The organism is Streptomyces wedmorensis (assembly GCF_000716445.1).
GTDB lineage: Bacteria > Actinomycetota > Actinomycetes > Streptomycetales > Streptomycetaceae > Streptomyces > Streptomyces wedmorensis.
In genome coordinates this window covers 1-14,006 of record NZ_JNWK01000065.1, presented here as the reverse complement: position 1 = coordinate 14,006, position 14,006 = coordinate 1, and the positions used below count along the sequence as shown (strand labels likewise).

The window sequence follows — 14,006 nt, the reverse complement described above, 5'->3', positions numbered from 1 at the left end:
GGTCGAGCGAGCCAAGGGGTCTGGTCTTGGGCGGTGCCATGGGTAGCGTACAGTTGGTCCTACCGACGCGGGGTGGAGCAGCTCGGTAGCTCGCTGGGCTCATAACCCAGAGGTCGCAGGTTCAAATCCTGTCCCCGCTACTGACGTGACATGAGGCCCGGATCCTGTGGATCCGGGCCTCATGCGTGCACCTGCATCTCAAGCCGTCCGTCCGGTTCTCGTCGTCCGGGCCGACGAAGCCTCCCCCTGCCGTGTAGGAAGCGGGGGCCCGCCCCTTTCCTGGTCCGGCTCCGCGTCGACGGCTTCGTCGTTCGAGCCGCTTCGCCTGGGCCGGCCTGGTGTAGCCGCGCTCGACGTAGCAGCTGTTCCAGGACAGCACCGCGTGACCAGCTGACCAGCCCTGCCTCGCGGCGGCTGCGCAGCCGCCGTTTCCTCACCTGCGCGCGAAGCCTCTGTGGAGATCGGCCAGGCGGCGTCTCGGTTGGGCGTTTGTGATCACTTCCGTTCTCGGGGAAATTCGGCCAGGAGGCGATCCGCCTGTTCGAGGCCCACGCAGTGGAGTTCCGCTGCAAGGTGCTGGCATGCCTGCGGACGGAGTTCCCGGGACTGAAGGACTACGGGGAGGAGAGCACCCAGGAGGCCGTGGAGCGGACCTTGCACGTATGGGTGGAAGGCCGCAGCCGGCCTGGTGTCCGTGGTCCGCTGCCACCCCGTCCGATGTACGTCTGGCAATCGCACCCATCCGGCTCACCGTGATGGCGGTGTGTCCGGGGCTGGGTGAGGGTGGGGTGCGACGTTTGCGTCGGCCAAGCCCACTGCTACCGCTCAGAAGGAGCACTCCCGTGTCCGAACGTCACACGCTGATTCGCAGTCTGCACGATGTGGGCCTGGCCGCTTGGTTCGGTGGCTCGCTGATGGGTGCGGTCGGCCTCAACGGTGCTGCCAGGAGTGAAGGCGGTACAAGGGCGACCACGGATCAGATCGCCTCTGCCGGCTGGACGAAGTGGACGCCGGTCAATGCCGCTGCCATCGGCGTGCACCTGTTCGGCAGTGGGGGGCTCCTGGCCGTGAACGTCCACCGCGTCGCCACCCAGCAGGGCGTCGCCGCATCCACCACGGCCAAGACCGTCGTCACCGCGGCGGCCCTGGCAGCCACCGCCTACGCCCGCGTACTGGGAAAGAAGGTCGAGCTAGCCTCTTCCTCTGACCCGGAGGACGCCGAGAAGGCGAGCAAGCACCCCGTCGACCTCGACAAGGCACGTCGACAGCTTGACCTATGCGCAGTGGGTGGTACCGGCGCTCACGGGGTGTCTGGTGGCGCTCAACGCCCTGCACGGCGAGCAACAGCGGCCCGCCGAGCAGGTTTCGGGCATGTGGCAGCGCGCCGCGGCCCTCTCCCCGCACCTGCCGGCCGGCATCAGCTGCTACCTGCCGCACTGATTTCGGTCGGCATCCGGACCCTCACTCTCGTACAGGTCGGACCCAAGCGATCACATCCTTGGAGCACCTGACCGGATCGAACGAGCAGTCCCGTCTTCAGCTGTTCCACCTTCGCCGACCGGCCAAGGGCTCGTGGTCAGCCGTCGACGCCGGGGCCGTTAGGGACCACTGGATCGGCGGGGCATCGTGAACCGGCCGGTCCGGCCCGTGGTGGTGGTCACCGGAGCATCGAGCGGCATCGGCCGCAGGAGGGCGTAGGCACTCGCCGCCCTCGGGGCCGGCCTCGTGCTGGCGGCCGCACCGAGCGGACCCTCGTCGCGGTCGCGCGGGAGTGTGAGCAGCGAGGAGGACGGGTGCTGGCCGTCCCGACGGACGTCGGGGATGAAGCGGCCGTCCGTGTTCTGGCCCGAGGTGCTGTCGAAAGGTTCGGGCGCATCGACGCCTGGGTGAACGCCGCGGCCGTAGGGAGCTACGGCCTGTTCGAGGACACTCCCGGCCCTGTGTTCCGGCAGATTGTGAACACCACGCTGTTCGGCCAGGCCCACGCGGCCCGGGCGGTGTTGCCGCAGTTCAGGTCTCAGGGCAACGGGGTGATCGTCAACATCGGTTCTCTGTGCGGACGGCTCTTCTCCCCTGTGTCTCACCGTAGGTGACCTCGAAAGGGGGATTGCTTGGTTTCTCGAGGTGCTGCGTCAAGAGTCGCGCAACGCTCCTGGTGTCGCTGTGTGCGTTGTTCTGCCGGGCGCGCTCGACACGCCGATCCGTCGTCATGCCGCGCACTACATCGATCGTCGAATCCGGCCGCTGCCGCCTGTGACGTCGCCGGAACGAGTGGTGGCCGCGGTAGTACGCGCCATCGATCACCCTCGGCGCGAGATCGTCGTCGGACGAGCACAGCGTGTCGGCGTCTGGGCGCACGATCTCGCGCCCGGTCTCTGTACGATCGTATGTTCGGGCTCCTGGTGAACGTGTTCGCCCTACGGGGCGCCCCTGTCCCTTCGCGCGATGGCACCGTGTTCGCCCGATCCCCTGCCGTGCGCTGTCGACGACGGAGGGCGTCGGCACGACCACCGTGTCATCGGGGGGGAGCCGTGGCGGTGGCCGCGGGCTTGGCAGCACTCGCAATCGCGGTGAAGGTTCTCGGTCGACGACGGTGACGAGCCGTATCCGCCGCCAGCCTTCGGGGCGGGGCGCAGGAGTGTGGAACCGAGCCGCTCGGCGGCCGCAAGAGCAGTCGCGGTGACCTTCTCCCTGCTCCCCTTCGCGTCGGTGTCGATCTTGACCATCTTGTCCTCGCCCATGCCGGGCGCGAGCCGGCGCTACTCGCGGGTCCGTCGGGCCCGGCGCGGGGCATCCGGGCGGCGCAACGGCGCCGTTTCCGCAGCGGGTTCAGTACCGTACAGAGCGGCCGTTCCATACCGTACGGAGCGCCGGAAGGGGACTCGTGATGGCCGGTCTGAGGCTGGGACCGCTCCTGCGGCACGTCGACTGGGAGTCGGGCACGAGCGCGACGGTGTGGGTCGAGACCGACCGGGCGTGCACGGCGGAGGTACGGTGCCCGGGCGGCGCGGGGGGTTCGGCTCCGACGTTCCGCGTCGCCGACCACCACTACGCGCTAGTGGTCGTGACCGGACTCGCCCCTGGGGCCGCCACGACGTACGAGGTGCTGCTCGACGGCGAGCAGGTGTGGCCCCTCGCGGACTCGTCCCAGCCGCCCAGCACCATCCACACGCCGCCGGTCCCGGCGACGGGCGCGGTGGTCGCCTTCGGCTCGTGCCGGTGGGCGGCGCCTGCCGTGGACGAGTCCGACCCGGTGGGCCCCGACGTCCTCGACACCCTTTCCGCCCGGCTCGCCGCCGACCCGGAGGCCGAGCGTCCCGACGTTCTCCTCCTTCTCGGCGACCAGGTGTACGCCGACGAGACGTCCGCCGACACCCGCGCCTGGATCGCCCGGCATCGGCGGGCCGCCGGCACCGGCTCCGCCGCCCCACCGGACCAGGTCGCCGACTACGAGGAGTACACCCACCTCTACGACGAGTCCTGGAGCGACCCCGAACTGCGCTGGCTGCTCTCGACCGTGCCCAGCTGCATGATCTTCGACGACCACGACGTCATCGACGACTGGAACACCAGCGCCGCCTGGGTGGCCGACATGCGGGCGACGCCCTGGTGGCACGAGCGGATCACCGGCGGTCTGATGTCGTACTGGGTCTACCAGCACCTCGGGAACCTCTCCCCCGCCGAGCTCGCCGAGGACGAGCTGTACGCGGCGGTACTGGCGGCCGACGACGCCACAAAAGTACTGCGCGCGTTCGCCGAACGCGCCGAAGCCGACCCGGCGTCGGTGCGCTGGAGCTACCGCAGGGACTTCGGTCGCACCCGGCTGCTGATGGTCGACACCCGGGCCGCGCGTGTGCTGGAGGAGCAGCACAGGACGATGCTGGACGCTCAGGAAGCGGCCTGGTTGCGGACACAGGCCTTCGACGAGCTCGGCGGCGTCGACCACCTGTTGGTCGGGACCTCGCTCCCGTGGCTGCTGCCTCCGATGCTCCACTTCGCGGAGAGCTGGCACGCGGCGCTCTGCCGGGGCGAACGCGGCCCGCGCTGGGCGCGCTTCGGCGAGTGGCTGCGTCGGCGGGCGGACCTGGAGCACTGGGCGGCGTTCACCTCGTCGTTCGAAAGTCTGACGGAGACGGTCGCCCAGGTGGGGAGGGCCGACGCCGCCCCGGCGACGGTGTGCGTGCTGTCCGGGGACGTCCACCACGCGTATGTGGCGGAGCCCGTCTGGACCACCGGGCAGCCGCCGCGCTCCCGCGTCTTCCAGTTCACCTGCTCACCGCTGCACAACTCGGTGCCCGCTGCCATGCGGGCCGGGTTCCGTTTCGGCTGGAGCCGGTTCGCCAAGGGGATCGGGCACCTCCTCGCCCGCCACGGACGGATCGCGCGACCGGCGGTCCGGTGGGAGCGCACCGGCGGGCCGTGGTTCGGCAACCAGTTGATGACGCTGACACTGCGTGGACGTACAGCACGGCTGCGACTAGAGAGGGCCTCGGCGGATGCGAAGCATGGGCGCCGCGGGACCGACCGCGCGGGAGCACGGCTCATCGGCGTCCTCGACCGGAATCTGACGAAGGGAAGTTGACGTCTCGCCGGACGGCGCGCACCCCCGTCCCGCCTTTCATACCCTCGTCGCCCGGATCCGTGCGCTGATGATCCTCGGCCGCTCCGTGCGCTGACGATCCTCGGCCGCCACCAGCAGGCCACCGCCCGACCCGCCCTGATCGTCACCGGGCCCGCCGCCGTATATGCAGTGCAGTGCAGTGCGGGGGAGGTGGGGCACGCGGTCAGACCGTGTTGTTCGTGCTCGGAACGGACGGGATGGTTGTCCACCGCCGACTGCTGGTGAGTTGTTCGGACGACTGGCCTTCAGCCGCGGGTCCCTCGTGTGCTCCATTCGGTGGGCGATGCTCGGTCCTGTCACCCCAGCGAGGCGGTGGGGTGCCGAACGAGAGGCAGAGCGCGCGCATCACGGCGTGCGCCGATGGCGCGGATCCGGTTCTGCCGGGGCCGGGGCTGGGCCCGACGCGGCTGCCCGACGGCTAACGGGCGGCGTCCGCGTCCTGGAGCCGCCGTCGCTGCTTGCCTGGGTCCTCCTCCTTCTTCGCCTTCGACTTCGGCGAAGGGGCACTGGCCGGTCGGTGTCGGGGTCGTCTCAGGGGCAGGGTTCCAGCACCTTCATGGCACCGGTCTCGGTGTCGTAGCTGCGCAGGTTGACGAGCCGGGCCGAGGGCGGCGACACCGGCAGCAGGTCGGGGACACGCCGACCGGCGAAGGCACCCGCACGCCGGGTGCGACCGAGGGTGATGTGCGGGCTCCAGCGCCCGGGCTCATGCAACGGATTGAGGGTCTCGGACGGGCTGTCCGAGACCACCGCCTCCCACACCCGGCGGTGCAAACCGGTCAGCGCGGAGTCCAGCTCCAGCGCCCAGGCCAGCACCGGGGTGGGCCGCTCGAAACGGACCACCCCGGTGAACCGCACCGACAACGCCAGGACGGCGGCCACCTCGGCGAGCTCCCACCGAATCGAGGCGGTCAGCTCCGGGCAGGACGCCAGAGTCAGATGGGGCTGTTGGTCGGTGAGCGGTGGTGCGCCTGACTGGGGAGCCCCGCGTCCGCGAGTCGCCGCCAGGCCTCCCGAACCGCTAGGTGTATTGATCACGAGCGTTGTTGACACTCGGTAGGTCTTGAACATGGCGAAGACCTCCGGTGTGGTGGGAGCTGTCTAGGAACTCACCGCACGGAGGTCTTCGTGTCCCACCGTAATGCCCGGCTGACCGTCTTCGGTAGGCGGCTGCTGGTCGAACGTGTCCGCTCGGGCCGCCCGGTCGCCCATGTCGCGGCCGAGATGGGCATATCCAGGGCCACCGCCCACAAATGGGTCCGCCGCTGGCGCACGGAAGGCGACGCGGGACTTCACGACCGCTCCAGCCGCCCCCGCACGACACCCCACCGGACGTCCCCCGCGCTCGAGGCACACGTCTGTGACCTGCGCAGGAGCCGCAAGCTCGGCCCCGCACGGATCGCTCCGATCCTCGATCTGCCCACCTCGACCGTCCACCGCATCCTGGCCCGGCACGGCCTGGGCCGTCTTGCCTGGCTGGACCGGCCTACCGGCGAACCGATCCGCCGCTACGAACGGGCCCGGCCGGGCGAGCTGGTCCACGTCGACATCAAGAAGCTCGGGAACATCCCCGACGGCGGCGGATGGCGCACGGTGGGCCGGGCTGCGGGCGACCGAAACCGCCAGGCCACCACCGCCGAGCGCAGGAGCTCCACACCGGTGATCGGATACTCCTACGTCCACTCGGCCGTCGACGACCACTCCCGCCTGGCCTACAGCGAGGTCCTTGCCGATGAGAGGCAGGAAACCGCGGCCGGCTTCTGGCAGCGGGCGAACACCTTCTTCACCGCCCACGGCATCACCGTCGAACGCGTCCTGACCGACAACAGCTCCTGCTACAAGTCCAGGCTCTTCACCCAGACCCTCACCGCCACCGGCATCAGCCACAAACGCACCCGGCCCTACCGGCCCCAGACCAACGGCAAAGTCGAACGCTTCAACCGCACCCTGCTCGACGAATGGGCCTACCTGCGGCCCTACACAAGCAACACCGAGCGGACCGAAGCCCTGGCAGACTTCCTCCACACCTACAACCACCACCGCTGCCACACCGCACTCGACGGACACCCACCCATCAGCCGCGTCAACAACCCTGCGGGTCAATACACCTAGGCCGTGTCCGATGGGTCGCGTGACGCTCCCGCTGGGCACTCGTTCCGTGGGACATGGGGCGGGGAGATCTTTCGGATGAAGAGTGGGCTCGACTGGAGCCGCACCTGCCGACGAATCACGGGCGGGGTGGACGCTGGCAATCCCACCGCCGTGTGATCAACGGGATTCTGTTCCGGCAGCGGACCGGCCTCCCCTGGCGGGACCTGCCTCCTTGCTTCGGTAGCTGGAAGACGGTCCACGACCGTCATCGCAGGTGGTCGGCGGACGGCACGTGGGAGAGAATCCTGCGGGCCGTCCAGGCCGACGCCGATGCCGAGGGCCGGATCGACTGGAGCATGGTCAGCGTCGATTCCACGACCTGCCGCGCTCATCAGCACGCGGCCGGCGCCTCCACCCGCGCCCCGAAGATCCCGGGTCGGCGCAGGACCCCGGCGCGCCACCGCTCCGATGAGGCCCTGGGACGCTCGCGAGGCGGGCTCACAAGCAAGATCCACCTCGCCGGGGAAGGCGGGTGTCGCCCGCTCGGGTTTGTCATCACGCCCGGCCAGTGGGGGGACGCACCGCAGATGATTCCCGTCCTGAAAGAGATCCGCGTGCCCCGGCAGGCTGGTGGACGACCGCGCACCCGGCCCGACCATGTCGGGGGCGATAAGGCGTACTCATCACGCCGTAATCGGCGTCACCTGCGCAGACTCCAGATCAAGCACACGATCCCCGAGCCAAGAGACCAGCGGGCCAACCGCCGACGCCGCGGCAGCCAAGGCGGCCGGCCCACAGGCTTCGACAAGACGATCTACCGCCGCCACAACGAGGTCGAGCGGACCATCAACCGGCTCAAGAACTTCCGAGCCGTCGCCACGCGCTTCGACAAACGGGCGTACGTCTTCCACGGGACGGTCACCGTGGCCGCGATCCGCCTGTGGCTCTGTCCGCAGTGAGACGCCTCGTTCAGAGCTTATCGGCACCTGGGTAGTGGTGGCGCAGTTCGCTGAGTAGGCACGCGTCGACAGCCCTGGCGTCCCAAGATGAGCTGTCGAACTCGGTCTACCAGGGTGAGCGGGGGTCGCGGCGTGCTTCTGGGGTCTGCTCGGGCAGAGCCGTGTTCTGGTCTGTGCGCAGCAGCATGCCCGGGTCGGGTTCGAAGTCCTCATCGGGCGGTGCTGGCTGGTGGAAACGCTCGGTGCGCGGAATGGTGACTTCCACCAGACGGCCCTCCTGGAACATCCATAGCCCGAAGCAGTCATCGTCCTGGTCGCGAAGCAGAACTTGCACCGTGTGCGGATGCGGCCACGGCAGCGACTCCAGGTGCCTGAGCAGGCCCTTGCGGGCACGCATTTTCTCGAACTCGAGGGCCCACCCGAACTCGTAGCCCCAGTGCCCCGCTATCGGGACGAAGCGACCTCGCCACGTGCGTTCCGGGTCGTCCTGGGTCAGCGGTTCCATCACCTCGTCCGACCAGCGGGCGAGCACGATGACCTCGGCGTCTCTACTCATGCCGGAGTATCACCGCATCCGCCTGATCCACCGCAACCAAATTCCTCAACCGACCGACGCAGGCAAGGGTGGGCGGATTGGCGACGAGCCTCAGTGCCAGCGAGCCCGACGACGGCGCCTTCGGAGAAGCTCATCTGCGCCTAAGCCACTGCCCTGATCAGCTCAAACGACCCATCGGACAGCCCCTAGGCGCGCCGCCTCGTCCAACAAGAGCTCGACCGTGCGCACCGCCAAAGCCTACCGGGATGGCCAGGACAGCAGGAGCTCCGGCCGAGTCAGTCGGTCAGCGCCACCTCGGAGCATCTGTTCAGCGGGTGGAGTGACCTCGTCCCGGGATGCGTGTGCTGGCCGTGGCCAGCCGCCTGGGTTGCAGATCGTCTGGGGGCCGATGAGTTCACCATCGTCGCATGGCCTACCCAGTGACACGACCGTTCTCGACGGGAATGCCATGTCCACCATCCAGCCCGTGAGCGTGACCGCCCACCAGGACAGTCTGCTCGGCTTCTGTACAAAGCTGTTCGGCGCTGTGGAGATCTTCCGAGTAGCGGCGTGGACGATCGCGAAATTCGGCTCTGTCGGGGATCTTGTGATGTCGCAGGGCTGAGCTGGGCAGTCTCCGGGTGTGTGGTTCAGGGGTGTGGAGCGGTTGTTGCCGCATCTTTCCGGTGTTGTCATCGAGTCGATCAAGCGAACGACCGAGGTCATCACGCTTCGCGCGGGATGCCAAAAGTCGCCGGTGAGACGCCCGGGGTGCGGTATGCCGTCGTGGCGGGTGCACGGCCGGTACGTGCGTCGGCTCGGCGACACGCCCGTGGCCGGCAGCCCCGTGGTCATCGAGCTGACCGTGCGCCGGTTCAAGTGTCTCAGCAAGCCGGTGCCCGGCCGTGACATTCGCCGAGCAGATCGATGGGCTGACCAGGCCACATGCCCGACCGACGCAGGTGCTGCGGTCGATGCTCGTCTCGATCGCTCTGTGCCTGGCGGGCCGTCCCGGCGCCCGCCTGGCCGCGGCCTCGGCATCCGCATCGCCAAGGACGCGCTGCTGGACCTGCTCCGCTCGGTTCCGCGGCCACCGGTCGGCGCCGTCGGATTCCTGGGAGTGGACGACTTCGCTCTGCGCAAGGGCTACTCCTACGCGACGATCCTGGTTGATCTGGAAGCACGCCGCCCGGTCGACGTCTTGCCCGGCCGGGACGCTGAACCGCTGGCTGCGTGGCTGCGCCGCCACCCGGAAGTAGAGGTGATCTGCCGGGACCGGGCTGGCGCTTACGCCGAGGGAGCCCGAAGCGGTGCCCCGCAGGCGATACAGGTCGCCGACGCCTGGCATCCGTGGCGGAACGTCACGGATGCGGTGGAGAAGACGGCCGGCTCTCACCACGGTTGCATCCGGGCCACGTTCGCGACAACCCCGGTCATGGCGGAGGCAACCGCAAGGGACCTGGTCACGCCGGAGCCGTCCGAGGCGGTGGTCGCGCCGTTCGTCACGCCGGACGGCACTCTCGACGTCAGCGGCCACCCCGGCGTCTGGTGGCCCGCACGACCCAGGGATACGAGGCAGTCCATGCACTGCTGGCCGCGGGGAGTCGCTGGCGGCGATCCGCCGGACGCTGCGGCTGGACCACTCCACCGTCCGTCGCTTCGCCCACGCCGGCAGCCTCGACGAACTGCTGGTCAAAGCCACCGGGCGACCGTCTGTGCTCGACGAGCACAAGCCCTATCTCCATGCCCGCTGGCTGGAGGGCTGTCATGACGTTCCCCAGCTCCACCGCGAACTGCGCGAGCGCGGATTCACCGGGAGCGTCCAGTGCCTCCGCCGCTCCTTCCGTGCCTGCCGGCCTGCCCGCCAGCCAGGCCGGAAGCTGCAGCCGGTGTCCCGACCGCAGCCAAGGTCGGCCCCGGAGCCCCGCCGCATCGTCAGCTGGATCACGACGCACCCCCAGCACCTCGCGGCCGCTGACGCCGCGGAACTGAAGGAGATCCGTACAGCCTGCCCTCACCTCGACGCCGCGCACGGCACGTCCACGACTTCGCCGAGATGCTCCACAGCCTCCAGGGAGACCGGCTCCCGGACTGGGTGGACCGTGTCCTTGCCGACGGACCCCCCTGCCTTGCGCTCCCTGGTCAGCGGCCTACGACGAGACTTCGACGCCGTCACTGCCGGCCTCTCCACCCCATGGGGCTCCGGGCAGGTCGAGGGTCACGTCACCCGGGTCGAACTCATCAAAACGCCTCCACCACCCAGCTCCTCGACCCTGCCACCGGAGCCTGGGCCATGGACGTCGCGCAGGCGCTGGGCATCGACATGGCACTGTTTCCTGCGCTGCGCGCGCCCGGCGACCCAGCCGGCATGCTGCTTCCGCAGGTCCGTGAGGAGCTGGGGTGGGATAGGGCGGTGCCGGTGACGACAGTCGCCTCGCACGACACCGCCTCGGCGGTCGCCGCCGTCCCGGCCGGGCGCGGGGAGCACTTCGCCTATATCTGCACCGGAACCTGGTCGCTGGCGGGCCTGGAGCTTGCGGCGCCAGTGCTGAGTGAGGCAAGCCGGCAGGCGAACTTCACCAACGAGCTCGGTATCGACGGCACCGTGCGCTATCTGCGCAACATCATAGGCCTGTGGCTGCTGCAGGAGTGCATGCGCAGCTGGGGCGAGGACGATGTGGTGGGCCTGCTGCGGGAAGCCGGCGGTGTGGAGGGCCTTCGGTCGGTGGTCGATGCCTCCGATACGCGGTTCCTGGCGCCTGGCGGGATGCCGCAGCGCATTGCCCAGGCGTGCCTCGACTCAGGCCAGTCGGTGCCGTCGACGCGCGCTGAGATCACCCGATGCATCCTCGATTCCCTCGCGCCGGCCCACCGGCAGGCGATCGAGCAGGCGCAGGAACTCTCCGGCCGCCACGTCGATGTGATCTACGTGGTGGGTGGCGGGGTGCGGAACGCGTTGCTGTGCCGGCTGACCGCCGATGCGTGCGGGCTTCCCGTGGTCGCCGGTCCGGTGGAGGCTGCCGCACTCGGCAACGTGCTGGTCCAAGCCCGGGCTCGCAGGCTGGTCGGCGAGCGTGCGCAGATGCGTGAGCCGGCGGCACCTGGCGCGCCGATGCGCCGTTACCAACCGTCCGGAGACCGGGCGGCGTAGGCCGCTGCGGCCCGGCGCGTCGCCGGAATCTCCGGCTCCTGAACCCTCCGGGCGGGCACGGACCTGACAGACGTGCCCACCCAGAGCCCTACCGTACGAAGTGAAGGACCCCGCGATGCGTGTCGCTCTCTTCCTTATCTGTGGCAACGACACGCCCTACCCGGACACCGGCCGCGCCGTGGTACGGCTGCTGAACCGGCTCGGTGTCGATGTCGACTTCCCGATGGGCCAGACCTGCTGCGGGCAGCCGCACTACAACACCGGCTACCGCAAGCAGGCCGAGCCGCTCGCCCGCCGGTTCGCCGAGGTCTTCGCCGGCTACGACGCGATCGTCACGCCGTCGGGCTTGTGTGGAGCGATGGTGCGCGAACTGTATCCGCGGACGGGTGAGCGGGCCCAGATGGAGGGCCGCGGAAGCGCTCTGGCCGAGGCGGTCGCGGACGTGGTGCCCAGAACGTTCGAGCCGACCGAGTTCTCATCGATGTCCTGGGGGTGAGCGACGTCGGCGCGTACTTCCCGCACAAGGTCACCTATCACCCCACCTGCCACGGCTTGCGCGGTCTCGGCCTGGCGGACCGGCCCCGGCGGCTGCTGGAGGCGGTGAAGGGTCTGGAGCTGGTGGAGCTGCCGGGCGCGGAGGAGTGCTGCGGCTTCGGCGGGACGTTCGCGGTGAAGGACGCGGACGTGTCCACTGCCATGGGCACCGACAAGGTGAACGCCGCCGTGGCTACGTAGGCCACATGCAGGAACGGTTGTTGCCGGATTCTGGGAACGACCGTGGGAGGCTGCTTGGGGAAATGTTGGCGAGAAACAGGAACGGAGTCCTGTGGGTGTCGCGCGACGGCAGCCTGCAGCGGCGGCTCGCCGGCCAAGTCCGGGGTAGTGAAACGTCCTGGCCAGCTCCTGTACGGGCGATCTTCTCAGGGTGCGAAGCGGGCCTGGGCCTCCAGGACGGCTTCGGTGTAGCGTCCCGCCCACGCGCCCATCGCACGGATCGGGCCCAGCAGCGCGAGGCCCGCCTCGGTGAGGGAGTAGTCGACGCGTGGTGGGGCCTCGGCATACGCCTGGCGTACAACCAGGCCGTTGTACTCAAGGCGGCGCAAGGCTTCGTTGAGGACCTTGGGGCTGATCCCGCCGATGCGGGTGATCAGCGCGCGCGGCCTCATGGGTCCGCTCTCGCCGAGGATGTAGACGATCACGCTGTCCCAGCGGTTCGACAGTACGTCGAAGGCCACCCTCGCCTGGCAGTCCGCGGCGTACTCGCCGCCGCCCAGGTCCTCGCCCAGGCCTTGTTCGTCTGCCACTACCGCCGCGTCGCTCATGTGATCATCCTGCCCGACCCGATGCACACCATGCGGTGTGCATCGGCGCGCCTAGCGTCCTTTCCGTCACACCTCGCACATCTCGCGACACGGACGACAGGAGCAAGCACATGCGCATCGGCATTCTTGGTACAGGGGCGATGGCCACGGCCCTCGGCGCGGCCTGGGTTCGCGCAGGCCATGACGTTCGGGTGGGCGGTCGGGACACCGAGGCGGCCTCCCGCACCGCCCTGCTCACCGGAGCTTCCGAACACGGCAGCCTCGCCGAGGCCGCGGCCCACGGGGACGTGGTGCTCATCGCCGTGCCGGCGGGCGCCGCGCCGCAGTTGGCCAGGGAACTGGCCACCCTGCTCGCCGGGCGGACGGTGATCGACTGCACCGTTCCCATGGCGCCGGGCGAGGACGGCCCGGCCCTGACCACGGCCGGCGCCACCTCCGTCGCCCGGCTCATCGCGGACGCCGCCCCCGGCGCCCACGTGGTGAAGGCGTTCGGGGTGTGCCACGAGAGCATCTGGACCCTGGACCGGCCGGCCTTCGAAGGGTCCCCACTGGCGGTCCCGTTCTGCACCGACCAGCCGGGCGCCGCCACGCGGGTGGCGGAGATCATCACCTCCATGGACTGCACGCCTCTGCCCTGCGGCGGGCTCGATCGCGCTGCCCTGCTGGAGGCCACTGCCGTCTTCGCCGTCGGCGTCTGGTGGTCTGGCGCCGAGGCCCGCTTCGCGTTCCCGGCCCCGGCCCTGGCCCCGGGGGCCGTTGACGACTAGCCAGGACCTGTCCGGCCGATCCCGCGTGGGGCTGTGGAACGAATGGGTCCTGCCAAGTCCGTTGCGTTGCGCACGTGAGCACAACCACGGTCCCCAAGCAAGCACCGAGGTGTTCCCGGAATTCGACGACATCACTTTCCCGATGAGGCGAGTGTTCCTGCGGCCGGACAACAGACGTTCTCGAAACCCGACTACAAAGCCAGCCGCCGCCTCTACGGGAGCGTCCGTCCTGTGCACTGCGGACAACTCCTTTCTGATGCACATCGGCGGCATCATCCGACGCCTGGACGCAGACATCCGCCCGTTGCACATCGTCGAGATCCTCGCCGGCACGGAAGAAGACCCCCTGACATGAGTGGCACCTAGCTCGGCATGCCGGCCTTCCCCAAGGCCGCGCGAGGAGCAGTGGGCAACACCACGCTCCGCGCCAACCTGCGAAACGCCACCCACGCCATCCGGGGCAAGCGGGCGCGGGCGGTGGCCGAGCTGGACGACTGGGCCGAGCTGCGCGAGGCCGGAAAGGAGATCAAGGACGACGTCCTGAGGAACCTCGACACCCA

General features: G+C 69.5%; 10 protein-coding genes, 1 tRNA gene and 4 pseudogenes. 12 read left to right on the top strand and 3 right to left on the bottom strand.

Annotated elements, in window-relative coordinates; all coding sequences use genetic code 11:
- The first annotated feature begins 66 nt into the window (after positions 1-66).
- The 4 genes and pseudogenes from OO54_RS34800 (at position 67) to OO54_RS34785 (ending at position 4,582) form a co-directional block, all read left to right on the top strand.
- A tRNA-Met gene (locus tag OO54_RS34800) sits at positions 67-140 on the top strand.
- Positions 141-842: 702 nt separating this feature from the next.
- Positions 843-1,440, top strand: a pseudogene (locus OO54_RS41915) (hypothetical protein).
- Positions 1,441-1,667: 227 nt separating this feature from the next.
- Positions 1,668-2,093 (top strand): SDR family NAD(P)-dependent oxidoreductase, encoded by a 426-nt coding sequence (locus tag OO54_RS42670; protein WP_078905503.1) that lies wholly within the window; start codon positions 1,668-1,670, stop codon positions 2,091-2,093.
- Positions 2,094-2,887: 794 nt separating this feature from the next.
- Entirely contained in the window at positions 2,888-4,582 is a 1,695-nt protein-coding gene (locus OO54_RS34785) for an alkaline phosphatase D family protein (RefSeq protein ID WP_033210623.1), read from the top strand.
- A 570-nt stretch (positions 4,583-5,152) separates the two neighbouring features.
- On the opposite strand, the gene OO54_RS41905 is transcribed toward OO54_RS34785, so the two are convergent.
- Positions 5,153-5,692: a 2'-5' RNA ligase family protein gene (locus tag OO54_RS41905; RefSeq protein ID WP_234439577.1), complete on the bottom strand. Its 540-nt coding sequence runs from the start codon at positions 5,690-5,692 to the stop codon at positions 5,153-5,155.
- 57 nt (positions 5,693-5,749) lie between these two features.
- Between OO54_RS41905 and OO54_RS34775 the strand changes: the two genes are divergently transcribed.
- On the top strand, positions 5,750-6,733 hold the full coding sequence (locus OO54_RS34775; protein ID WP_033210621.1) for an IS481 family transposase: 984 nt from the start codon (positions 5,750-5,752) through the stop codon (positions 6,731-6,733).
- A 53-nt stretch (positions 6,734-6,786) separates the two neighbouring features.
- Positions 6,787-7,671, top strand: coding sequence for an IS5 family transposase (locus tag OO54_RS34770; RefSeq protein WP_033210619.1), 885 nt, complete (start codon positions 6,787-6,789; stop codon positions 7,669-7,671).
- 106 nt (positions 7,672-7,777) lie between these two features.
- Here OO54_RS34770 and OO54_RS34765 read toward each other — a convergent pair whose 3' ends face one another.
- On the bottom strand, positions 7,778-8,227 hold the full coding sequence (locus tag OO54_RS34765) for a hypothetical protein (protein ID WP_033210617.1): 450 nt from the start codon (positions 8,225-8,227) through the stop codon (positions 7,778-7,780).
- 466 nt (positions 8,228-8,693) lie between these two features.
- Here OO54_RS34765 and OO54_RS47775 point away from each other — a divergent pair, with 466 nt between their 5' ends.
- From OO54_RS47775 to OO54_RS41900, 4 genes and pseudogenes are all read left to right on the top strand, one after another.
- A complete protein-coding gene (locus OO54_RS47775) occupies positions 8,694-8,831 on the top strand; it encodes a hypothetical protein (protein WP_234439576.1) in 138 nt (45 codons plus the stop codon).
- A 153-nt stretch (positions 8,832-8,984) separates the two neighbouring features.
- The gene (locus OO54_RS48895; RefSeq protein WP_078905502.1) at positions 8,985-9,977 is read left to right on the top strand and encodes a transposase; all 993 of its coding nucleotides are present in this window, start codon (positions 8,985-8,987) and stop codon (positions 9,975-9,977) included.
- Between the two features lie 474 nt (positions 9,978-10,451).
- A pseudogene (locus OO54_RS34755) lies at positions 10,452-11,357 on the top strand (rhamnulokinase); the annotation flags it as partial.
- A 115-nt stretch (positions 11,358-11,472) separates the two neighbouring features.
- Positions 11,473-12,089, top strand: a pseudogene (locus OO54_RS41900) ((Fe-S)-binding protein); the annotation flags it as partial.
- A 188-nt stretch (positions 12,090-12,277) separates the two neighbouring features.
- On the opposite strand, the gene OO54_RS34745 reads toward OO54_RS41900, so the two are convergent.
- Entirely contained in the window at positions 12,278-12,679 is a 402-nt protein-coding gene (locus tag OO54_RS34745; protein WP_051787531.1) for a winged helix-turn-helix transcriptional regulator, read from the bottom strand.
- A 35-nt stretch (positions 12,680-12,714) separates the two neighbouring features.
- Here OO54_RS34745 and OO54_RS34740 point away from each other — a divergent pair, with 35 nt between their 5' ends.
- On the top strand, positions 12,715-13,446 hold the full coding sequence (locus OO54_RS34740) for an NADPH-dependent F420 reductase (RefSeq protein WP_267888971.1): 732 nt from the start codon (positions 12,715-12,717) through the stop codon (positions 13,444-13,446).
- Positions 13,447-13,818: 372 nt separating this feature from the next.
- Positions 13,819-14,006: pseudogene (locus tag OO54_RS47765) on the top strand ((4Fe-4S)-binding protein); the annotation flags it as partial.